The sequence below is a fragment of the Magnetococcales bacterium genome, from assembly GCA_015228935.1.
GTDB lineage: Bacteria > Pseudomonadota > Magnetococcia > Magnetococcales > DC0425bin3 > HA3dbin3.
In genome coordinates, this window is record JADGCO010000065.1 from 1 (window position 1) to 22528 (window position 22528).

A 22528-nucleotide genomic window follows, 5' to 3' on the forward strand; every position below is an offset into this window, starting at 1 on the left:
GACAAAAATCAGATCAAGATCCGAGAATTTTTTTCAACTCCTTGTAGAGACGCCAGGCGGCCACGCTTTTGCCGAAGTTTTCTTTTTCCCGCCAGATTTGTCGCATACCGTGCCTGAGCTGGTTGACGGCTTTGTGGTTGATGATTTCATTGTTGTACTTGCGTGCTGACATGGTTCGACCCCGTTCACAAATGATTGTGCATGATAACAATAATCCCGCAACTGAAGCAAGATTATTGGAGAGGAAATCTCTTGCGGCCCGGCAACCACAGTTGGTAGATCTGGCCGGTGATTTCCAGACCGAAAGCCTCATAAAGCCTTTCCACTTTGGCATCGTCTCGAATGCCAACGCCGGTTTGCAGGACCACCATGACCACATCGGGAAACGATGCTGCCCATTGCAGGAATCTGCGCAACAGGATCGCCCCACAGCCGATGCCAACTTCGGAGACATAAAAGAAAATATCGGTCGCCACCCGGGCGGGACTCCAGCCATAGACCTTGTCGGTAATCGCCACCAGGGCACCGACCAGTTCTCCTTCGCGCTCGGCGACCCAGACCTGTTGTCTGGGACTGCGCATGGCCACCATGCAATCCCGCTTGAAGGCTCCCGGATCAAGTGGCAAATCACGGTATCGGCTCTCCTGATGCGCCTTTTCCACCAAATGGCCCAGGGCAATCAGATCGGCCATGCGGCCCAGACGAATTGTTGTGTGTGATGGCGTGGATGTAACGTTCATGACTGCTGACTCCTCCAAAAAAAAACGGGCGGGGATGCTTCCCCGCCCGCCCAACCATGAGGGTTGGAAAGTTTGCTGACTCAGGTGGTGATCGCACTCGATCCGGAGAGCGGCCGGGCCAGATCGACATAGGTTGCCGTGATGTTGGCGGTGTTCAAGGCGGTCGTGCCAAGGGTAAAGTTGGATCCGGTGGCATTGACCACGCGGATGGCACAAAATGGACAGACCGTCGTTCCCGGATCCGGCATCAAGGCCGCCTCGGCTGAAGCTGCCACACTCCCTTCCACGACCGACAGGGCACTGGCCGTGCTGAGACAGAACAAATACCACCGACTCTTGCCGGTGGCCTGCGTTGTCGGGGTGTAGCCGGAAATGGCGCTGATGTCGATTTCCGTTTGGGCAGCCAGGGTGTAAAACTGGTTGTCGATGATAAAGTCCACCGCATTGGCGGTCAGAACATTCTCCCTGTTGGTCCCGTGAATGGCCAAACCGGCTTTTTTCAAACACCGGGTCTGCATGTCGGTGAGAAAAACCCCGAGCAAAGTTTGCAGGTCGGCATGACGGGTATAATCAGAGATGGAAACGCTCATGTTCACTCCTTGTAGCCCGGGTATCAACCCAGGCAGGTTTTGGAAGCGGGGATTTCATCCCCGGATTTTCTGGACAAACAAGGGGAGTCGCACGGCTCCCCGGTTGTGGTTGACGACGACAGAAGAGGGGGGACCTGACGGTCCCCCGGTTGTGGTTGGCAAGATGCCCGGCCCAGGTTGAACAACCAGGAGCAGGCAGATTGTTGTACCGAAATCAGCTCAGGTTCCGGTTGGGTTGCTGGTCACGCCGCACTCCAGGCGCACCATCCAGGCCTCGTTCAGACGCACGGCAGTGAAGTAGGTCTTCCAGGAGACATACCCGCGCTGACCGAGAGGATCCGATTTGGAAGGTTTGCCGGGATTGAGAACCATCGGCTCGATATCCCGGTTGCCGGACAAGGCCACCAAACCGTAGGCACCACGTCCCACGAAGATGATGGGATAGACATCCACCTTGCTGCCGCCCACCGACTTCATGCCGTTGAGCGTGCCGCTGCCGGCACCTTCCCAGGGGGACATGTGCGGCGTCAGGACATACCGGACATCTTCCACCTTGCCGATTTCCTGGGGACAGGTCGGCTTGTAGGAACCGTACTTTTCCACCGGCACGAAACCGGTCATGTTGCGAATGTCGGATTCCAGATCGGTATGACCCAAAGCCACATACGACGCGGCCACCGGTTCCGTTCCCTGTCCATCGCTGGGCCCGATCCGGAGCGCAATCTGGCGCGCCTTCTGGGCTTTGAGAAACCGGGTGATCAACCGTTGCCGACCCAGACTGACCGGATCGTTGACATCCGTCCGGCTGGCATCGCTGGTACCGGCGTAAAAAACGTTGGTACCACCACTGATCATGCCCCAGGTCAAGACCTCGATGGTCTCGCCGGCCTGCTCACCGGCCAACGTGGCCGCATCCTGCAACACCGGATCCTCGTTGACATCGGCCACCTTGTCCGTGATTTCAACGGGGGCACCATACTGCTTCAAGGTGGCGGCGATATCCTCGTACTGCATTTTCTGGGCAGTCGGGGTCACGCCTTCCACCAGGGGCGTGATGGCGGCGGTAAAGGGAACCGGACGCCGAAACTTGACACTTTCCGCTGTGTTTTGAGGCACCTCCTTCATCAAACCAAACTTGCTCAGGACCAGAATCGGGTCCGCATGTTCCAACATGGTGGCCGCAACCCAGGCCGCCGTCCGCTGGCTGATATCCCCGTAGGATGTCATTCCACTCGTAGCCATTTTTTTTCCTCGGTACTGATTTGTTGTGTTTACGATTGACTGTTCGTTGCTTGCCGACCAGACCATCTCGAACTGTCAATGGTCCTTCCCTGGAGCCCGGGCATGGCTGGCATGCCCCCTTCCACACCCGGCACAAGTGGTCGTCCTTTTTGCTGCACAACTTTCCGCACCCGGCATCCCTGCTGGATGGGAAAAGTTTTCCTGACATGCCACTGCGGCACGTTCGGCACGGCCTGATCCCCGATGCAATTCCTTGTTCGATCAGGCGGCACCCTGTCACTGCCATGGGTACCAGGAGATATTTCTTGCCGTCGCTCACTCCCGACGTTTTTACGTGTCCTGGTTCCCCGTCAACCCCCGGGCCGGTTGCGACTTTTTCCCTGTCATGGATCGTCCAGTTCATGATCCTTTTAATTTTACAGACCGGGGTGCTGTTCCTTTACGGGACAGGCCCAAGGTCATGTCACGCAGCACGCACATGACACACTGAATCAGGGATTGCAGAAACTGGAATTCCTGATTCTCTATCGGGCCACGACCCTGATTCGTTGCCGTGTTTTTGCAAGAACGCTCAACCCCGCCCCTACAAACCGGATCCAAACTTGAATTTGGTACCGATTTCACGCTCCTGGAGCTTTTCGCGGGCATTCATGTCCATACCCTTGAGATTGATGTCGGTCTGCAATTCCGCCATCTTTTGCTCATTCTGGCCCTGCAACCTGGTCATTTCCAGTTGATGCTGACGCAACCGGTCCTGGGCATCGAGTTGCAACTCCTCCCGCCGCATGGTGATTTGATCCGCCTTCAGGGCCAGTTCTTTTTGTTTCAGGTCCTGTTCAGTCTGTTGTTCGCCTGCGCCTGCCGCCTGCTGCTGACTGGCCTGGAGCTGCTGCGCGTTGGCCTGGATCTCTTCATCGGTCAGGATGAACTCGTCGGCTGACAACATATTGGTTTGGGCCAGCTTGCGATAAAGAGGGGCCGCCTTGGTCAGGGGACCAAAGACCGGATGAGCCGAAAAATTGAGCGCCAGGGCCATCAATTGCTGGGCCTGAATCTCCCGGGCAATCAAGACCGACGAGCCCCGGGCGTCCACTTCAAAATCCCCCTTGATCTCCGGTTTGGGGTTGAATTGCATGTTCCATTGATACAAACGCCGCATGAGCGGTCGGGTCAGATGGTCATCGTGGTTGCGCACCGTCCGCCTTTGGACAACATTGGCCGAGGTGTGCATGATGGACAACCCCATGGCAGTCTGATTTCCCGCCGGAAGTTGATCACCCTGCACCACCATGGGTTGGTTGGTCTCCTCGTCGGCCAACTGCCGGGCCAGATTGTAGATGGCCGCCAGTTCCGGCTGACGCGAATCAATGTGAAAAGCCTGGAAGGCATCCCCGGCGGAGAGACCCCGATCCTGTTTGAACCAGATTTTGCGGGGAGTCAGCCGCCACTCGCCGTCAGCCGGTTCCACGGCCCCGCGATCCATGACAATCTGTGGTCCCGTCGAAAGGGCCGCATTGTCCAGAATCATCCGGTAGGCGGCATTCATCACGCGCTGCGGCCCCCGCATCAGATAGGGAATCCCAAAGCCAAACAGGCAGGCATCGTCCTGCTCCCAACAAAAAACCGCATAGGGAATTTCACCACTATCCAGGTGGTTGATGCCAACCTTGAGAATCCGCCCCTGACAAAACCAGACCACACCCTCCACCAATCCTGGACTCTCCGGATCATCCAGATTTTCTGCAAGCAGGCTTTGCAGAAGAGAGTGTTCTTCTGACCCGCTCCCATCCTGATTGAAATAGTCACCGGAAAGCGGCCCGTGATATTCCCAGATTTCAAAACGCCTGGCATCATCATGGTTGGACAATCCGGAAATGGAACGGATTTCAGCCAGATAGCCGGGTGTTCGACGACCACGCAGAGGTTTTTCCAACAGGATTTCCCGAATGGCGTCGGCATGGAAACCGGGTCGTTTGGCCAGAAAGCGCAACTCTTTTTCGGTCATGATGTGTCTTTGAAACACAAATTCCATCTCTTCCACATTTCTGGCGCTCATGTCGGGGAAAAACCCCCAGGGGTCCACCCTTTCGAAATAGGGGCGCAGCTCCTGGCGCTCTTTGCGGATGGTGTTGATGCCCATGGCGGTCAGTTGGGCCTGGGGACGAATGCGCAGATTGACCATGGGGCCTTTCATGATACCGGTTCCCAGAACCACGGCATCATGAATGACCGCTCGGGAATGAACCAGAAACTGGCACTCCACCAGTTGATCTTCCATTTCACGTTGCATGGCTTCGGCCCGCAACTGCGACTCCTTTTGCAACTGGCGCAGGAATTCGGCGTGCGCCATGGGTTGACCGGTCTCCGGGTGACGAATCATGGCTCCGGTTTCCGGATTGACCAGGGGTTCATCCTCCTGCATATCCCCGATATCAGGCATGGGGGTGGGTTTGATCCCCCAGTTGCGATCATCTGTCGGAAACAGCATGTCGGCCAGACGCGCCTCGGCTGTATTGGCCTTGCTGCGGGTCAGGTTGACGAATATGCGACTTTGATTTTCTCCCAGTTGACTCAGTGTTACCGGGTCATATTTGCCGTGATACTGACGCAAATCTTCCAGCCATCTCTCTTCCACCTGTTGTCGTTTTCGCACCTGTTCCTGGGCCAGTTCGGCCAACTGATCCGAGTAGTACCGACTTTCCTGCATATATTTCAGTGATCCCACCGCACCGCTTTTCATCCCTTTCATGCTCCTTCCATTGCCGCGAAACTGCTGGTCCTGTCCAAGAAAAAAAATCATAAAAATCAACAAACTGATCGCAATCAACGGCATCATCGCGTCCAAAAAAGGCAAAAAAAAACCGCATCCGGAGATGCGGTCACTCATGGTTCGAAATCAATCGAGGAATTCACAGGCTCCAAAATCTGTAAACAGCAAGCCTATCATGGTGAGTTGTATAGCCTGTTTTGCGCCCCCCCTGCAAGAACTATTTTGCATTTTTTCAAATTTTTTTTCGGAATCATTTTTTTTCGGTCTTTTTCCGTGGTCTTATGCCATTCAGAAAGGTCATATCGTTTCTGAGCTTGACATACAATCCAGGATTCAGGATTGTTGAGAGGACAGGCTGCTGCGTTGAGGTCAATCCATACAGATCCCATGGCGAAGGTTGCAACATGAAAATTTTGATCGCAGATGATGAATTGAACAATCGTCTGCTCCTGAAAAAAATTCTTTCACCCTACGGCCAGTGCGACATGGTCGCCAATGGCAGCGATGCCTTGACCGTATTTGAACACGCACTGGGTGACAACACGCCTTACAATCTGATTTGTCTGGACATCATGATGCCGATGTTGGATGGTCAGGAGACCTTGCGGCGTATTCGGGAGCTGGAAAAGCAGATGGACATCCCCGCCCACGCAGAAGCGACCATCTTCATGATTTCGGCGCTGGATTCACCCCAGGTCGTGATGGAATCCTTCCACAAAGGGGGCTGCACCGATTATCTGACCAAACCCGTTCTCCGGGAAAAGGTCCTGGAAAAGCTGCGGGAATATGGTTTGATCGAGTCGTAGAAGACCCCTTCTGTCCGACTTATGCATCCTGTGATTCCGGCTTTTGTCTGGCCGGGCTGGCCTCAATCGATTGGCGTGATGAAGGCTGGAATATCGCGGAATTTTTTCCTGAAACCAGCCAACGCATCGGCGGCTTTTTCCCTGTTGAGATAGCGTCCGACCCAAAGGAAGTACCACTGTTTCCCCTTTCTGTTGCGGGTGGACTGGACCTGGGTTTTCCAGCCTTTTTGTCTGATCCGGTCTGCGGTTTTTTCAAAATCCTTGACAGCCGGGGCAGCGGCAACCTGAATGGCAAACTGGTACTGACCTTGGGCCTGGGACTGTTCTTCTCTCTCTTCCGCTGATGTTTTTCCCTGGGATTGCCTGGTAACATTGCGGGCTGAAACGAGCGCCAGACCGCTCCCCTTGCCTGCCGTCTGCGCATCCTGGGGCGATTTTGTTGCGCTGCCACCGGAAGATGATTTGCCGGCAAGACCGGATTTTTCTGGATGCTCACCAGGTTCCTGGTTTATATCAGAACGCCTGGAATTGAGAGAGCCTTTTTTGGCGGTATTCTTATCTGCCGACTGACTGACAGGAGTGCGTTCGGAGCCAGGGATCAGGCTGGCCGGAGCTGAGGCCATACCGGTCTGTTCGGGTTTTTTCCCCAGCAAAACGGTGACATGGTCTTTTTTGAAGCGTTCTTCCAACTCAGACATCACCATATCGACGACGGCTTCCAGGGATTTTCCGTTATCGACAGGGACATCACGCACCAGGATTGGTTCGGTACGGGGTGGTTCGTAGAGTTCCACCAGGAAGAAACCGTTGGGTGGAGGTTTCATGCGACCGGTGAGCAGATGAGTGATTCCCAGGGCTGTCATGCGTTCCATGCCGCTTTGCGTGCGGGGATCGGCCTCGGTCGGACCCGTCTCCAAATAATTCAGACCAAAGCGTTCCTGACTACGGCCAACGAGAAAGCTCTGGATCCGGTCACGCGCCTTGTCCAGATCTTTTGGTTCTCCGATTTCCTGAAAAGGATGGAGCAAAAGACGTGTCGCTGACTTGGTTGGAGGTGGGGCCGGAGGCGGCTCGGGCATGGCAGGGGGAAGACAGCCACCGACCACACCCATCACCAGGATCAGAAATATTTTCCTGACAGAAGCCCAGGAAAAATTCCCCACCCGGATTTGACTTTGCTTTGCACCCTGTCCGGCACTCGGATTCGTCAGGTATACCACGTCGCTTCATCCTCCAGAACGGCGTCAGACCCGATTCAAGTCCGTCATTTCAGATCGCACGGTCACTTCCCTCCCCATGGTATTCATTTCATTTATTTCCGGGAAGGAATTCTCAAAAATATTTATTCTCAAAAAAAGGCCATTCTGTAAAGTGTATCATTGTCTCGGGGCGTGCGCACCTGTATAGAAAAGGGGCCTGTCGCAAACGGTGCAGAGTGGCGGCAAATCAAGCGCATATGAGGGGGTATGTCGCAAACGGTACAGATTGGCGATGAAACGTGCTGCGAAAGTGGCCATTCCTGGGAGAGGATCCATGCGGGAACTCTTGATCTACAAGGATATTGAACTCAAGGCGGGTGCCGAACTGGAGGGAGTTGATCTTTCCGGTCTGGACATGTCGGACTTGAATCTGGCCAAGGTCAATCTGAAAGGTGCCAACCTGACCGGAGCCAATTTTACCGATTCGTGTCTTTCGGGTGCAGAGATGGCCGGGGCATGTCTGGTCCAGGCCAAGCTGACCAAGGTCAATATTTCCCTTGCCGATCTCACCGGTGCCGATCTGGACCAGGCCGATTTTACCAATGCCTTGATGTTTTCGACCAACCTGAAAAAGGCCAGATTGACACAGGCCAGATTACCCTGGGCGGATCTCACCAAGGCCAATCTGGAAGAGGCAGACCTGACCGGGGCCAGGATGACCGATGCTTTCCTGACCCGGGCCAATCTCATTCGGGCCAACCTCACCGATGCCGGATTGCAGAGCGTCGATTTTGAACTGGCTGATTTGTCCGGAGCCATCCTGACCCGGGCAACCATGCATCGTGCCATTCTGCAGGAAACCATCATGAAGGGTACGGATTTGACCGGCGTGGATCTTTCCCAGGTGGATCTTTCCCAGGTGGATCTTTCCCAGGCCATTCGCACCTGACCCGCTCCAAAGCAATTCCACCAACGGGTTGTTTTCCGGGTCTCGTCCATCCACACCCGCCTTGTTCCAGAGATGGGCACCCTGCTCAATGACTTTTCGATGATCGGCGACGGCGTTCCGACAAGGACCATATGGGCCGGAGGCCATACCACCCTGCCTGGTTGAAACCTATTGGAGCAAATGGGTTTATGGTGATTTGGGTTTGGCGATTGTTTCCAAAATCGCAACAATGTTTTTATTATTATGTGATTTACGAAATATTGGAAAGGATCTATCCTCCGTACCCATAACGTTTTTGCAACTCAAACCCTGGAGGAGTGTGTATGTCCGGTCCCAAAATGGTCAAACTTCCTGCTGGTGAACATTGGCTCTGCATGTGTGGAAAAAGCCAAAAGGGGCACCTGTGTGACGGTTCGCACAAGGGGTCTGATAAAAGCCCCAGACAGGTTATCCTGAAACAGGCCGGGGAAGTCGCGATTTGCCAGTGTGGTCACACCCGCAACGCACCCCATTGTGATGGTTCACATAAAAAATGACGTTTACCAATCGCAACTCAATCGAGGAATATCCCATGAAAAAAACCATTTATTCTCTGGCCATTGTGGCCACCTTCCTCTCTTCTTCCGCCCCTCTCCTTGCTGAAGAGAGCAATCCTGCCATCGTGCATCGCCAGGGAATTTATGGCATTGCCGGCGGCCACATGAAGGCACTCAAATCCATATTGTTGCTGGACTTTGCCGCGCCCAAGGATCTGACCTTCCATGCCCAGGGCATCGTGGATGGTTTCAGTCACATGGGCAACTCTTTTCCTCCCGGTTCCGACAAGGGCGAGACCAAAGCCAAGCCGGAAATCTGGACCAACAACGACAAATTCAAGCAGCTTGGCAAAAATGCCTTTGAAGCCGCCAATGAACTTGTCAAGGCCACCCAGGGAAGCGACAAACAGGTCACTCTGGCCGCCTTCAAAAAACTGGGCGAAGCGTGCAAGGCCTGCCACGACGATTTCAAGAGTAAATAGCTCTTGGTTCCCACCTGGGATCTGCCGACCCGATTGTGTCACTGGTTGCTGGTGATTCTGGTTCTGGATGCCTGGATTTCCCACCAGTTTGGCGACCTGCGGCTGCGTTGGCACATCTGGAACGGCTATGCCATTCTGACTTTGCTCTTGTTTCGCATGGGCTGGGGCTTTGTCGGTTCCTCGACGGCGCGTTTTGCCACGTTTCTGACCGGCTGGTCCACCGTATCCAACTACCTGCGCTCCTTGCTGCGCGGTGAGGCCCCTTATTTTCTTGGGCACAATCCGGCTGGCGGCTGGTCCGTGGCAGGTCTGCTCACTCTTTTGATGTTTCAGGGTACGTTCGGCCTGTTCGCCAGCGATGATCTCATGGCTTCCGGTCCCTTGCATCATCTTCTGGATGAAGCCACAGCCGGCAGGCTCACCACTTTGCACAGCATCGGTTTTTGGATGCTGTCGGGCATGATCATCCTGCATCTAGGTGGGGTGTTTTTTCACCTGTTGCGCAAGAAGGACAATCTCATCCTCCCCATGTTGACAGGCGTGAAAGCCTTGGAAAAAGTTCCACCCGGTGCCTCGGCACAGATGCAATCTCCCTGGCTGGCCCTGCCGGTCCTGGTTGCGAGTATTTTATTCGTTTGGCTGGGGATTCAGGTGTGGAAATGGTAGAGTAAGGGATCCGCTCACAGAACTTGCCCGTGGATCGGATGCGGCAAGCCACCCGGTTCCGTAACACTCCGGACAGGGGGAATGGTCCGGTTCGGCACCACAACACTCGGATTTGGCGCACCGTTTCCCCGTTCCCCAACAGGCAGGGCAAGGTTTTTTTCCGGCGTCGGCATTGTTCTCCATGCTGGCTGCTCTCCCCTGTGTTTCCTGCAATCCTGAGTTCCTTCCCCGCCAACCACCAGCCGGGATTTTACGTTCCCTGCAATCCGGGTGTGTCCAGACCCATGAAATCATAGCACGTCCGACACAAGGGCAACTCGGCATGCCGCATATCCGCCAGCAACACCCGATACTGCTGCATTTTGGCCGAGTGCCAGATTTCCTGCAAGGATTCGGTCGCCAGATTGCCGATAGTCATAAAATTGTCATAATCGGCACAACAGGCGGTGACCGTTCCATCCCAGTTGATGGAGAGCTTGTCAAAAACTTCCGGACACATTTTGTGCTTTTTGACCACCGACTCCTGGGTCTGCAAACGCAACAAGGTCTCCTTGTCGGCAGCCGAACATTTCATTTTGCTCGTATCCAGATGCCCCAGGGTGGTCCGCCCCACACTGACCAGATCCGCATAGGGAGCCACCAGTTGCCGAAATGCCGCGATCTGTTCACGGGTTTCATAGGTGACGGTGGTGGAAATCTGGATGAAAGGTGCCGGTCGATCCCCCCGTTTGGTGTGCAATTTTTTGAGGCGCTCGATCAACGTGGTAAAAAAATCAATGTTGCGCATCTCCCGATAGCTTGGCACATCCACGCCCTGGAATGAAAATTTGATGCAATCCAACGGGATCGCCAATATGGCATCCATCAGGGCATCGTCCAGATTGTTGCCGTTGGTGTTCATGTGGGTCAAAATGCCGGCGGCATGGGTTGCCTCCAGATAGGGGATCAATTGCGGATGCAGTGTGGGTTCCCCCCAGCGAATGAACCGCAACGGCGTGCGCCGCTCCCGAACGCTATCCAGAAGACGATAAAAAATGGCATCGCTCATGAACCCCTTGCCCCGCCGCTGCAAATGGGTCCCGGTCGGACACATCAGACAACGAAAATCACAGGTGTTGGTCAGTTCAAGGTCGATATAATGCGGAAATTCCGGCAGATTTTGCAATTTTTCCGCAAGATTGCCGTTGTTGGCTATTCGATAAATCGGATCAAAGGGATTGGTGCGTTTGTTCATGGCAAATTCATCATTATCTGGTCATTCACAGGTCATGTCTGCGAATTCATAAACAGAAGATTTACGCTGTAAGCCTTGAACATGGGATCTGCCGTAATCAAAGTAAGGTGATCAGTCATGGCTTGCACAATCAACATTCTGTCAAACGGATCACGGTGATGTTGTGGCAAGGCGGCGAGGACCTCCGTCTGATCGAAGGTCACCGACAGTGTTGAGAAACCACAACGGTAAATTTCTTCTTCCATGTTGTCTGGGACCGATAATTTACCCAGACCTTTTTTAATGGCAATTTCCCAGGCAGAAACGACACTGACGTATACCTTGTGCTGAGGAGAGGCAATGGTATCTCGTACCTTTGAGGAAAGCCGGGAAACATTGGAAAGACTCCAGAGGAAAATATGAGTGTCCAGCAAATATTTCATTTTCCCTGCTCAGGCTCCACGGATCCTTTGAGGAACAGATCAAGCATGTCGTCAGGAAGGGGCGCATCAAAATCTTCTGCTACATGAACTTTCCCCGTCCAGGAACCAAGGATACGAGGTTCGGATCGATGATGGACAGGTAACAGCCTGACCAGAGGCTCTCCAGCCTTGGCGACAATAATTTCCTCGCCTGAAATCGCTCTTTGGACAAGGTGCGAAAGGTGAGTTTTGGCTTCGTGGATATTGAAAATCATGATTCATGACTCCGCAGACCATTTACCAAGTCCAGTCCAGTCCAGTCCAATCCAGTCTAGTCTAGTCCAATCCAGAAATGAAGTGCAAAAACATGGCAGAGATCTGTAAACAACAGGCTATTTTGCGGATTGCTCCTCCCCGGGTAAATACATATTCTCCTGGGTCACCTTGGTGAAGGGTACCACACGCCCGCCAAATTGCTGCACAAATTTTTCTGCTGCGGCCTGGTCACCGAACGGCATGATTTCGGTTTTTCCCATGCCGCCACTCAGCCGTGAGCCTACAACAAACCATGCCGATTGGGCAGCAATCCATGGACCGGGTTGCGGATGCTGCCAATCGGCATGGGACATGTCGTTGACATAAAAGGCCAGAAGACGTCGTGTTGCTCCTTCAGTCTGTTGATAGACAAAGGCATCCTGCACCGAGGAAAACCACAACGGCCCCGCCTCTCCAGCCACATGGATCTGGCTTTTGGGACCGACGTGTTCGGCCAGGTTCATGCCGCAATAATAGCCAACGGTATCGCTGTCGGGATTCCGGGCCGCAGGAGGCTTGTCCGGCGGGGAGCCGCAGGCGGCCAGAAGGAGCAGCAGCGGCAGAGTGAAACAGAACAGCAACCAGTGCCGTTGCGACAGGGTGTCATGATGGATTCTGTTCATAATTCCCGTCTCTTGAAGACAAAAACGGCTCCCAGCAGCGGCAAAACCATCCAGGCCAGCAAGGCAGCCAGCAAAAAACCGGGAGAAAAATGAACCTGTCCGCTCAAGCCGGCCAGGCCGGAGAACGTGCGGATGTTTTCAAAGGTGGTCAGGTTGAACAGACGGTAGATGTCAGCCGGGTTGGCCAGCAGCAACCAGGGAAACACATTTTCATGAATTTGTCCCTTGGTGGCCACCAGGATTCCCAGCAGGCCCATGTCATACAGGACCACGAACAGCAACCAGACCCCGATGGCAACCCCGGCTGCCGTTCCCCGTTCGCGTACCAGGGCGCTGATCAGATACGCCAGGGCGATGAACACTCCACCCAACAACACCGAACTCCCCAGCAAGGCACCGAAAGCTCGCCAGCTCTGGGAATCCGCTCCAGACCCCAACAACCCGACCGCCAACCCCGCCGCACCATATCCCACAAGCGTCGCCAGAGCCAAAACGCCCACATGACCGAGAAATTTTCCGAGCAACACCTGGCTTTTGGTGACGGGATAGGTCAGGAGCAGAAGCAGGGTACCGCGCTCCCGTTCACCCACCAGGGCATCGTAAGCCAACATCAGGGCGATCAAGGGAAGGAGAAAAATGGTCAAACTGGCGAGACTCACCACGGTCACGGCCAGGGGATTGGCTCCCACGCCCCCGGTCGGGGCACTGCCCAGAAATGCCAACGCGAAGGCCAGACCGGCCAGCAGCAAGGTGGCACTGACCACCCAACGATTGCGCAAGGCGTCCCGAAACTCCTTGCCGGCCAGGATACGCACCGGATTCATCGCATATTCTCCAAAAAGCCCCTTGTAAAACCTGCAAAATCAGGCATACCGCCAACCCGGCACAAGAGCAAACCAGGCATGTTCAGACAGGATCCGAAACAAGGCTCTGCACCATTTGATCAAGCTTCATGCGCCTGCACCCCGCCCGTGGTCGTGGCCAGGAATGAACAGGGTCCGGTCACACGCCCTGCGCCTGCACCCTGTGGTCATGGCCAAAATGAACATACACATCATCCAGAGTCGGCAATTGGACTTCGATATCCTGCACCATGTGCCCCAATTGCATCAGGCGATGCAGGGTTGCCATTTTATCGGGCACGGTGCAGGTGACTTCCAGCAATGCCCCGGCCAGCCGTTCGCAGGCAAGCCCTTCCAACAGCCGCACGACTTCATCGAGAGAGGAGGTTGTCAGGCGGAAGCGGACCGGCAGATTGGCCTGCCGGCGCAACGCATCCAGGGTACCAAAAGTCACGATTTGACCTTGGCGCAAAATCACGGCCAGATCCGTGCGGGCCTCCAACTCGGTGAGAACGTGCGACGAGAGCAACACCGTCACCCCGGCCTGCCGCAACTCCTGAATGATGCGGTAAAACTCCTGACGCAACAGGGGATCGAGGCCGGTGGTGGGTTCATCCAGCAACAACAGGCGCGGCTGCCCCAACAAGGCCTGGGCCAGACCCAGACGTTGCCGCATCCCTTTGGAGTAGGTTTTGACGCGCCGGGTGCTGGCTTCGGTGAGACCCACCCGTTCCAGCAAGGCGGCACAACGGCGCACATCCTCTCCCTTGAGGCGGGCATAATAGCGCAAGGTATCCAGACCGGTCAGCTCGTCATAAAAAATGACATTTTCCGGCAAAAAGCCGATTTGACGCCGAAATTCCATGGCCGCCAGGGCCGGGTTTTCACCCAGAACGCGCACTGTTCCGGCAGTGGGCTGCGTCAAACCCAGCAAAAGCTTCATCAACGTGGTTTTGCCGGCACCATTGTGACCCAGCAAGGCCACGCAAACCCCGGACGGCACACTCAAGGTCACCCCATCCAGGGCACGGTGCCGGGCATATTGCTTGACCACATGTTCGACGACAAAGGCGGTATCACTCATCAGGCGTGACTCACTTGCGGGCCATGATCATGGTTGCGGCTTTCGAAGAGTCCATGCCCATGGCCGGGAGGATGATCAAGACCCACTTGCAGCATCACGCTGTGGGCGTTTGTCTGCCAGGTGGGCAGGCAGCGCCACCGGCAACGGCGGCGGCGTCATCAACGGCCAACTGTCCACGACCCCCCCGGGATTGAGCGAGGGAAACTGGCTCTGGGCAAGACGCAATATTTCCATGACCGGACTGGACAGGAGCAGTTTGGCCAGGGGATAGCTCCACAAAACTCGATCCATCAAGGTGTTGGGACGATAGGCTACATCTGCCACGCCATCCCCGTCCAGATCGAAGGCCGGATTGTCGCTCCAATAATTACCCCGATGCTCCCGGGACCATTCATAATGAACCATGCCCGAATATTTGACCTGGGTCCGGTTGTTGATGAAGGCATTGCCATAAATCACATTTTTTTCCGCTCCACCCGTAAAATGGATGCCAATCTCGCACCCCTCGAAATGGTTGTCATGAATGGTATTGTGGGTCGAGGTATAGATGAAGGTGCATTTGTCATGGGTGTTTTTGACCAGGTTGCCGGACAGTTCCGAATTGTGTGAGGAGTGAAACATCAGGCCGTGATCCCGATCCTTGAGCGAAATATTATTCAATATTTTAAGATTCTTGGAATACATCAAGGCAAAACCCACAGAATTGCCCATGGAAACGTTACCGCTTACGGTATTATCGTTGGCATACATGTAATGTATGGCAAAACGCAGGCCGGTAATGTGATTGCCACGAATGGTGTTGCCATGGGCGGTGTGGATGTAGATGCCATCCCGTCCCCCCTCGATGCGATTATCAGCAAAAACCGAGCCTTTTGAGTTCCAGATATTGATGCCATTGCCCCGCTCGTTGAGGCGCAGATCATTGCGGTTGGCAATGACATTGTGTTGAACGATCACATTGGGCGGACCCTGGATGGCGATGCCATACAGATTGCCCATGACCTGGTTATTTTCGATGGTTGCCCCGGCGGCTGTCTGCTGAACCAGGATGCCGCTGTTCAGGTCGGTTTCGATATCACCCGATCCCACGCAGGTCAGGCCCCGCACCACCACATGGGGAGCTGTCACGATCAGGGCACTGCCCTGGCCACCGCCATCCACCGTGGCACCGGGCGCACCCACGAGCGTGAGCGATTTATCGATGACGGCGGCCCCATGCCGCCCGGCCAGCAAACGCAATGTCTCGCCGGGGGTTGCCCGGGCAATGGCCTGACGCAGATTTTCTTCACCCGGGGTGACGACAACCTCTGCCAAAGCCGCACCCGTATACAACGGGAGGGCAGCCAGGAAAAAGATCCCGGCCATCCATCCAACACGACTGTCGCCACAAAAGCGGGCGGCCAGGAAAACCCTGGTCGCCCGTCTTGCACGGCTGGGCTGCCAAACGATCATGGATGCGTGAACAATCACGCTTCCACGAGCATGCGGCCCTGCATTTCCATGTGCAGGGCATGGCAGAACCATTGACAGTAATAGTACCACACGCCGGCCCGATCTGCCTTGAAGGTGACCGACGATGTGGCCTGGGGACCGACTTCCATGCACACATTGTGTCCCACCACGGTCAGGCCATGGGTCAGATCGACGATATTGTCAATATTGGTGACAATGATCGTGACTTCATCGCCCTTTTTGACGGTAAATTCGGTGATGCTGAAATCCGGGGCATGGCTGAGCATGTACACTTTGACTTTTTTGGTTTTGTCGTCGCGGATCACCTTGCTCTCCTTGCCCAGGACCACGCCATCCTGCTTGGCCATGGCATGCAGGTCGGCGAAGATGGGATCATCCATCTTGTAGACTTCGGCTGGATTGACCTTGGACTTATGGACAATGATGGCATCGTGAGGTTCGGCAAAGGTGGGACCGTCATGGACGAGCTTCATCTGGTCGCCGGAAATGTCGATCAACTGGTCATTTTCCGGTTTCAGGGGACCGACGTTGAGGAACCGGTCCTTGGAAAATTTGCACAGGGCCACCAGCCATTTGCCATCGGCTTCCTTGGTTTCGGCCATGGAGGCGTTGGTGTGGCCAACCTGATAATGCACATCCAGCTTATGCCGGATGGGATTGACCTTTTCGCCTTTGTGCTGCTTGATGGCATCGGCAATGTTCCACTTGACGATCTGGCTGTCCAGAAACACGGAGGTATAGGCATTGCCTTTGCCGTCGAAGGTGGTGTGGAGGGGTCCCAATCCCACCTCGGGATTGGCCACGATGACATCCTTTTCGCCAATCTTGCCCGCGAAGAGTTCATCCACCTTGTCCCACTCAATCACATAGACCGTGGGGGAGAGTTTGCCGCTGACGATCACATATTTGCCATCCGGGGCGGCATTGGCATCGTGCGGGTTGCTGGCAATCGGGATATAACGGGTAAACTGGGATTTGGCCGCTTTGCGACCATCCACCACCGGCACGCCGCCGATCATTTCCACCTTGCCGGCCTTGACGGCTTCTTCAATGGCCTTGATGTTGAAGATTACCACATGGTCAGCCGGAGCGGCGGTCATTTCGGGGGTGGTGACGCCTTCTTCCGAGTTGTAGCAGGTGGAAATGGCATACTTGCCTTTATAGTCGGCATCGCAGTTGTCCAGGTTGCCGCTAACCTTGACCTGCCAGGCCATTTTCATGGTATCGCCGTCCACCGCCGAAAAGATTCCCACATATTTTTTGGGATCTTTCATGTCGCGGCCATCGTTCGGCAGTGGGATGCGCATTTCACTGTTGCAGAAAACGTAGCCGGTTTTGGGATAGCGTTGCAGACGCAGACCGTGGATGGCATGGGCGTTGGGAATTTCCAACACCTTGTCGGTCTTCATGATGTCGATGCGAATACGGGCAATACGGGTATTGGACTTGTCGTTGATGAACAGGTAGCGCCCGTCGTAAGTGCCGTCGGTGTAGGACATGCGGGGATGATGGGTATCGCCATGGTCGTAGGTGACCATGCCCTGTTTTTTCAAAAATTCCTTGGTTTCAGGCGTCAAACCTTCAGAAAGAATTTTCTTGCTTTCATTGGTCAGTCCCCAGCCGGTGGCACTTTCGCGATTGAACACCGGGATGCGCATCAATTCGCGCATGGACGGCAGGCCCAACACCCGCACTTCACCCGAGTGGCCACCACTCCAAAAGCCATAATATTCATCCAATTGCCCAGGAGGAACTTCCCCTTTTTTCTTGTCATCGGCCAGGGCCATCATGGGCAGACCGGCGGCGGTCAGGGCACCCCCGCCCAGCAGTGCCGGTCCTGTGATTCTGGCCAGACCACCAGCGGCGGCGGCCTTGATGGTGTTGCCGAGCATGTCGCGCCGTGTCAAACCCGATTTGTTCTCTTCGGACATTGTTCTCTCCTGTCTTGTTATTTTCTTGTTTGTGAAGAAAGAGTTGATATTGTTTTCAAGTTGATATTGTTCCAATGAACAGACGAACGTTCAGGATACGGATTGGTTATCCGCCGAATTTTTCTGGTTATCCGTCGGATTTTTTCTGGCCAGATTACTTTTCAACTCCTGGCGACGGAGACGTTTTCCTTCGCGCTGGATCAGGGGTGGGCAGCGGGTTTTGTCGGAGTAGATGACCTGACAATCCATGCAATAGAAACACTCATTGGGATTGATATGTCCCTCGGGATGAATGGCCTGGATGTGGCATTCCTGGGCACAAAGTTGACACTCGGATCCGCATTGATGGCGGCGCTTGAGCCATTCAAACATGCGCAGACGGCAGGGAATCGCCAGGGCCGCCCCGAGCGGACAGAGATACCGACAAAAAAAGCGATAGATGACAGCATTGATGGCCAGCAGGCCGACCGCATAGAAGACATATTCCCATTCCCGCTGAAACTTCAACAAGATGGTCGTTTTGAACGGCTCGATTTCGGCATAATGTTCCGCCATGGCCATGGCGTGCAGCGACACGCCAAACAGGGTCAACAGGATCATGTATTTGATGGTCCAGAGGCGTTCATGCCAGCGAAACTTGATGGAAATTTGCCGGACATTCAGCAAGCGGGCACCTTTGTTGATCAACTCCTGCATGGCACCGAAGGGGCAGAGCCAGCCACAAAACGCCCCCCGACCCCAGAAAAGAAGAGAGACAGCCACTCCCACCCAGAGAATGAAAATCAATGGTTCCAGAAGAAAATAGTCCCAACGGAACCCGGTAAACATGGCATTGACGAAGGTCAAGACGTTGACCACCGACAATTGTGCCTGGGTGTAATATCCGATCCAGAAGAGCGAAAAGAACAGAAAACCGTATTTCAGGCGCGAAAAGAGCCGGGGACGTTGCACAATCCACTCCTGGAAAAAAAAGATCCAGGTCAGGATGCCCATGGCCGCGCACAGAATGGCGATGGATCCGGTCCGATCCCGCCAGATTTTTTTCCAGATGGCGGGTTCGGAAGAGAATGTCTCTTCAGGGAATGCCACACCGGTTGTCGATGTCGCACCCGGAGTGGAAGCATGGGTCCCGGAAACGGGGACGGTGGTACGTTTCAGAAAAATTTCCGGCAAGGCATGGTGCAACTGAAAGACGGTGAATTTTTTTTCAATGGCTCCGGTTGCCCGGAAAACCAGCAGGTCGATACGCCACGGTTTGGCGGGATCGAACACGGTTTCTTCGGGAATTTTGAGCAACGCCACCTCGGCAAAGTCCGGGGCATCCGCCGGGGCCAGGGTTCCCAGGCGTCGGTAGTGCTTGTCCCGGAAAATGATGCTGGCATCACCCTGTTGCAATTGGAAGCGATCGAAAATGGCCCCGCGCACGAAGCCGGAACCCCGGAACGAATATTGACCGTTGGCCATGAGGAGGATGGCTTGTTGGTTTGGGGCAAGCCAGTGGATGAGATTGCCATACTCAGCCTCACCGAGGAGATTGCGCCCGATGCTTTCCGGTGTGATGAGGGTGGCATAAAGATCAATGAAGACCGAGTCGGGATCGGGGGCAGGGTCAAAATCGGCCCGCTCGACTTTTTGCCGGGCAAAGGCGGCGTTGACATCGCGATTGGTCAGGAGCAGACGCCGGATGGAACCATCGCCCAACAAGTCATCCCAGGTGCGTGGGGTAAAGGGAGGGGGAGCAAGTTCAATTTTCTCCGCAGTGGTCTGGGATACGGAGAGACCAGCCAGATTGCGGGTCCGCAAAATTTTCATGCCGCCACGCAGGATGCTTTCCCGCACGACGATGGCGGTTACCGTGGCTCCACTGATGGCGTCATAACTGCTGCCGGACCCTTTGGCCAGGGTTTCCTGGACATTCAGCCCATGGTGCCGTTCGACAAAATTGAGCAATTTTTCTTCCGGGATTCCCACGAGCAGGATGGGTTCGTGGTGTTCAATGAGTTTGACGCCGACGATATTGCCTTGCAGGTCAATCCCGGCCACCACGCGGATGGCCTTGCCGCTGTAGCCGATGGAACTCACGGCATCGGCGGTTACAAACGCATAGCCGAGGAGTTTATCTCCCTTGTAGGCGGCTACGGCGGGTGGATCTCCCTCTTTGGGGCCAAACCGGTCAGCGCCGGGGAAGACCTCGGACCATTGAAAATCCACCAGGTAGGCACCAAAAGACCGGGCCTGGACTACATCGCTCGACAACATGATAAAAATAAACAGAAACACCAAAAAAATACATCGATGAGAAAACAACCTGCCAGGGGGAGTGATTTGGCATGGAATAAACCATGTTCGCATTGTTGCCTCTTTGTTTATTATTATTGGTGACCATGGTTCATGAAGGTCCATCAACAGCACCTGTAAACAGCCACCCTGTTCTCATGCCTTCCAGACCAGTCATCCTGCTCTCAGGCTCTCTGGAGCAACATGTCACAAACTTCGGGATATCATGACGAGGAAGCGAATAAATACATTTGATCCAGATCAAGAAAAATAAATTATTTTTGATTGCACGACCGGATCGGGCAGGAGTCAATGATCGATCCAGCCCCGCAAAATCGGTGCGAGTGTCGTGGCTATCCATCCAAGATTACGGCCTCGCCCCTTCCGAATCTCTTCCCGTATCTTGCCTTTCAGACGTTCCACATTTCTGGACGCCACCTTCAGACACCAATACCCGTTCGTCCCCGATTTTTTGTGCCAGCCGCGACATTCAGTATGTCGAGATTGACACCTGCCTGGCGCACCAAACAAAAACGGCCACCTTGCGAGTGGCCGTCATTGTTTGTTTTTATTGGTGAGCCGTGCTGGAGTCGAACCAGCGACCCACAGATTAAAAGTCTCAAGGTTGCATGATGCCCGCTGATAATTAATCGTAACTATTGCTTGACAATACATTGGATTCCTGCCATCTTCTCATCACTGTTGCTACCCGAAAATAACCCGAAATCCACGCCAAAAGTAGCAACAGGGTAGCAACGGGGTAGCAACAGGGTAGCAACCATGAGAGGATGAAATGGGCGAGAAAAAATTTAATTTCACCAAGAAGACCCTTGAGGCACTGGAGCCATCCGCTACCGGTGCAGTCTACTACCATGACACAGGCGTGAAGGGGTTGACCCTGCGGGTGACTGCTGGTGGTGCCAAGACGTTCGTTCTGTATCGCAAAATCAATGGCAGGCCAGAACGGATCACCCTTGGCCGATTTCCAGATATGACGATTGAACAAGCCAGGGGACGGGCATCCCAAGCCAATGCGGCTATTGCATCTGGGGAAAACCCGGCTGATGTGACCAGGGAGGCAAAAAGGGAATTGACCCTGGAGGAATTGTTCCAGGCATTCCTGACGCGCTATGCCAAAGCCCACAAACGGTCATGGCAGGGAGACCAGGAGCAGTTCGACCGATACCTTACCCATTGGAAAAATCGAAAACTGACAGCAATCAAGAGGGAAGACGTGCAAGCCCTTCATGCCCGCATTGGCCAAGAGAACGGGCCATATGCAGCAAACCGACTTGTGGCGTTGTTGTCTGCCATGTTCGGCAAAGCGGTGGAATGGGGTTTGTGGAGCGGTGGCAATCCCACTGTGGGCATAACCAAGTTCAAAGAAAAAAGCCGGGAACGGTTTCTCCAGGGTGATGAGCTTCCCCGTTTCTTCAAGGCCGTGGCTGAGGAGCCAAATGAAACGGCCAGAGATTATTTTTTAGTCTCTCTCCTCACTGGGGCAAGACGGGCCAACGTCCAGGCCATGCGGTGGGACCAAATATCTTTTGAACGTTCCGAATGGCGGATTGTTGACACCAAGAATGGCGACCCGATCACCATCCCCCTGGTTGGCCATGTGGTGGATATTCTCAAGACCAGAAAAGATGCCTCCCAGGGCAATGAATGGGTTTTTCCAGGGCATGGGGTCACGGGTCACCTTGTCGAGCCTAAAACCGCATGGGCAAGGATTCTGGAACGGGCAGGGATTGAGGATTTGAGGATTCATGATCTACGCCGTTCCCTTGGATCATGGCAGGCCATGACCGGGGCCAGTTTGGCAATCATCGGCAAGAGTCTGGGCCACAAGAACGTTACCACCACGATGATTTATTCCAGGCTGAACATCGACCCGGTAAGGGCATCCGTGGGAACCGCAGTTGATGCCATGCTGAAAGCCGGTGGCATTGGTGGCGGGAAGGCTGAGAACGTGATTCCACTGCGGCGGGAAGGTTGACCCGTCATCGAATGCCCGGCCTACGTCGGCCAACGGAAAAGGGGAATCCTTTCACCCCCTGGCCGGGCTACTTCACGAAAGGTCGCTTGGAAAGGAAGCGTTCATGCTGAACAAATGGATGGATTACGTTACGGTTTTGGATGCTGCTTGGCTTCTGGCAGGAATGGATCCTGATGAACACTACCGTGAAAGTACACCACAACCGAAACTCGTATACGAAATCCGTGCAAAGCTATTTAAGGCTGTCGGACTTGTATTCAGAAAAGAGTACAACGAAAAAGATAAATCAGACTTCTACAGTAGAGAGATATCAGCGGAGTCAGCAAGGGCCTGGGGAGCAGAACACGGGCTCCACCAATGGGGACCGGCCAC

Annotated in this window: 23 protein-coding genes; 7 read left to right on the top strand and 16 right to left on the bottom strand. The window is 54.4% G+C overall.

Going from position 1 to position 22528, the window contains the following annotated elements; all coding sequences use genetic code 11:
* Nucleotides 1–13 precede the first annotated feature (13 nt).
* The 5 genes from HQL65_14280 to HQL65_14300 all read right to left on the bottom strand — a co-directional run bounded on the left by HQL65_14280 (nucleotide 14) and on the right by HQL65_14300 (nucleotide 5321).
* On the bottom strand, nucleotides 14–172 hold the full coding sequence (locus HQL65_14280) for a hypothetical protein (GenBank protein ID MBF0137401.1): 159 nt from the start codon (nucleotides 170–172) through the stop codon (nucleotides 14–16).
* A 61-nt stretch (nucleotides 173–233) separates the two neighbouring features.
* Nucleotides 234–740 (bottom strand): hypothetical protein, encoded by a 507-nt coding sequence (locus HQL65_14285; GenBank protein MBF0137402.1) that lies wholly within the window; start codon nucleotides 738–740, stop codon nucleotides 234–236.
* Nucleotides 741–820: 80 nt separating this feature from the next.
* Entirely contained in the window at nucleotides 821–1330 is a 510-nt protein-coding gene (locus HQL65_14290; GenBank protein MBF0137403.1) for a hypothetical protein, read from the bottom strand.
* Between the two features lie 219 nt (nucleotides 1331–1549).
* Nucleotides 1550–2572, bottom strand: coding sequence for a N4-gp56 family major capsid protein (locus tag HQL65_14295; protein ID MBF0137404.1), 1023 nt, complete (start codon nucleotides 2570–2572; stop codon nucleotides 1550–1552).
* Between the two features lie 583 nt (nucleotides 2573–3155).
* Nucleotides 3156–5321, bottom strand: coding sequence for a hypothetical protein (locus HQL65_14300; GenBank protein MBF0137405.1), 2166 nt, complete (start codon nucleotides 5319–5321; stop codon nucleotides 3156–3158).
* Between the two features lie 425 nt (nucleotides 5322–5746).
* On the opposite strand from HQL65_14300, the gene HQL65_14305 reads away from it, so the two are divergent.
* Nucleotides 5747–6148 carry a response regulator gene (locus HQL65_14305; GenBank protein MBF0137406.1) on the top strand — a complete coding sequence of 134 codons (402 nt, stop codon included), beginning with the start codon at nucleotides 5747–5749 and terminating at the stop codon, nucleotides 6146–6148.
* A 62-nt stretch (nucleotides 6149–6210) separates the two neighbouring features.
* On the opposite strand, the gene HQL65_14310 is transcribed toward HQL65_14305, so the two are convergent.
* Nucleotides 6211–7368: an SPOR domain-containing protein gene (locus HQL65_14310; GenBank protein MBF0137407.1), complete on the bottom strand. Its 1158-nt coding sequence runs from the start codon at nucleotides 7366–7368 to the stop codon at nucleotides 6211–6213.
* 313 nt (nucleotides 7369–7681) lie between these two features.
* Between HQL65_14310 and HQL65_14315 the strand changes: the two genes are divergently transcribed.
* The 4 genes from HQL65_14315 (at nucleotide 7682) to HQL65_14330 (ending at nucleotide 9980) form a co-directional block, all read left to right on the top strand.
* A complete protein-coding gene (locus HQL65_14315) occupies nucleotides 7682–8296 on the top strand; it encodes a pentapeptide repeat-containing protein (GenBank protein MBF0137408.1) in 615 nt (204 codons plus the stop codon).
* Nucleotides 8297–8619: 323 nt separating this feature from the next.
* Nucleotides 8620–8832, top strand: coding sequence for a CDGSH iron-sulfur domain-containing protein (locus HQL65_14320; GenBank protein ID MBF0137409.1), 213 nt, complete (start codon nucleotides 8620–8622; stop codon nucleotides 8830–8832).
* Nucleotides 8833–8867: 35 nt separating this feature from the next.
* Nucleotides 8868–9314, top strand: a complete 447-nt coding sequence (locus HQL65_14325; GenBank protein MBF0137410.1) for a cytochrome c — start codon at nucleotides 8868–8870, stop codon at nucleotides 9312–9314.
* A 3-nt stretch (nucleotides 9315–9317) separates the two neighbouring features.
* On the top strand, nucleotides 9318–9980 hold the full coding sequence (locus HQL65_14330; GenBank protein MBF0137411.1) for a cytochrome b/b6 domain-containing protein: 663 nt from the start codon (nucleotides 9318–9320) through the stop codon (nucleotides 9978–9980).
* A 250-nt stretch (nucleotides 9981–10230) separates the two neighbouring features.
* On the opposite strand, the gene HQL65_14335 is transcribed toward HQL65_14330, so the two are convergent.
* The 10 genes from HQL65_14335 to HQL65_14380 form a co-directional block, all read right to left on the bottom strand.
* Nucleotides 10231–11214 carry an SPASM domain-containing protein gene (locus HQL65_14335; protein MBF0137412.1) on the bottom strand — a complete coding sequence of 328 codons (984 nt, stop codon included), beginning with the start codon at nucleotides 11212–11214 and terminating at the stop codon, nucleotides 10231–10233.
* A gap of 32 nt (nucleotides 11215–11246) precedes the next feature.
* The gene (locus tag HQL65_14340; GenBank protein MBF0137413.1) at nucleotides 11247–11636 is read right to left on the bottom strand and encodes a type II toxin-antitoxin system VapC family toxin; all 390 of its coding nucleotides are present in this window, start codon (nucleotides 11634–11636) and stop codon (nucleotides 11247–11249) included.
* The gene (locus HQL65_14345) at nucleotides 11633–11893 is read right to left on the bottom strand and encodes a type II toxin-antitoxin system Phd/YefM family antitoxin (protein ID MBF0137414.1); all 261 of its coding nucleotides are present in this window, start codon (nucleotides 11891–11893) and stop codon (nucleotides 11633–11635) included. Before HQL65_14345 ends, HQL65_14340 begins: the two co-directional genes overlap by 4 nt.
* Nucleotides 11894–12007: 114 nt before the next feature.
* Nucleotides 12008–12553, bottom strand: a complete 546-nt coding sequence (locus HQL65_14350; protein ID MBF0137415.1) for a nitrous oxide reductase accessory protein NosL — start codon at nucleotides 12551–12553, stop codon at nucleotides 12008–12010.
* Entirely contained in the window at nucleotides 12550–13377 is an 828-nt protein-coding gene (locus tag HQL65_14355; GenBank protein ID MBF0137416.1) for an ABC transporter permease, read from the bottom strand. Before HQL65_14355 ends, HQL65_14350 begins: the two co-directional genes overlap by 4 nt.
* A gap of 178 nt (nucleotides 13378–13555) precedes the next feature.
* On the bottom strand, nucleotides 13556–14479 hold the full coding sequence (locus HQL65_14360) for an ABC transporter ATP-binding protein (GenBank protein ID MBF0137417.1): 924 nt from the start codon (nucleotides 14477–14479) through the stop codon (nucleotides 13556–13558).
* A 75-nt stretch (nucleotides 14480–14554) separates the two neighbouring features.
* Nucleotides 14555–15931, bottom strand: coding sequence for a nitrous oxide reductase family maturation protein NosD (locus HQL65_14365; GenBank protein ID MBF0137418.1), 1377 nt, complete (start codon nucleotides 15929–15931; stop codon nucleotides 14555–14557).
* 14 nt (nucleotides 15932–15945) lie between these two features.
* The gene (nosZ, locus tag HQL65_14370; GenBank protein ID MBF0137419.1) at nucleotides 15946–17883 is read right to left on the bottom strand and encodes a TAT-dependent nitrous-oxide reductase; all 1938 of its coding nucleotides are present in this window, start codon (nucleotides 17881–17883) and stop codon (nucleotides 15946–15948) included.
* Between the two features lie 90 nt (nucleotides 17884–17973).
* On the bottom strand, nucleotides 17974–20142 hold the full coding sequence (locus tag HQL65_14375; GenBank protein ID MBF0137420.1) for a regulatory protein NosR: 2169 nt from the start codon (nucleotides 20140–20142) through the stop codon (nucleotides 17974–17976).
* 327 nt (nucleotides 20143–20469) lie between these two features.
* Nucleotides 20470–20598 (bottom strand): hypothetical protein, encoded by a 129-nt coding sequence (locus HQL65_14380; GenBank protein MBF0137421.1) that lies wholly within the window; start codon nucleotides 20596–20598, stop codon nucleotides 20470–20472.
* A 355-nt stretch (nucleotides 20599–20953) separates the two neighbouring features.
* Between HQL65_14380 and HQL65_14385 the strand changes: the two genes are divergently transcribed.
* Both HQL65_14385 and HQL65_14390 read left to right on the top strand, forming a co-directional pair.
* A complete protein-coding gene (locus HQL65_14385; protein ID MBF0137422.1) occupies nucleotides 20954–22156 on the top strand; it encodes a tyrosine-type recombinase/integrase in 1203 nt (400 codons plus the stop codon).
* A gap of 103 nt (nucleotides 22157–22259) precedes the next feature.
* A partial coding sequence (locus tag HQL65_14390) for a hypothetical protein (GenBank protein ID MBF0137423.1) occupies nucleotides 22260–22528 on the top strand: 269 nt, incomplete at its 3' end.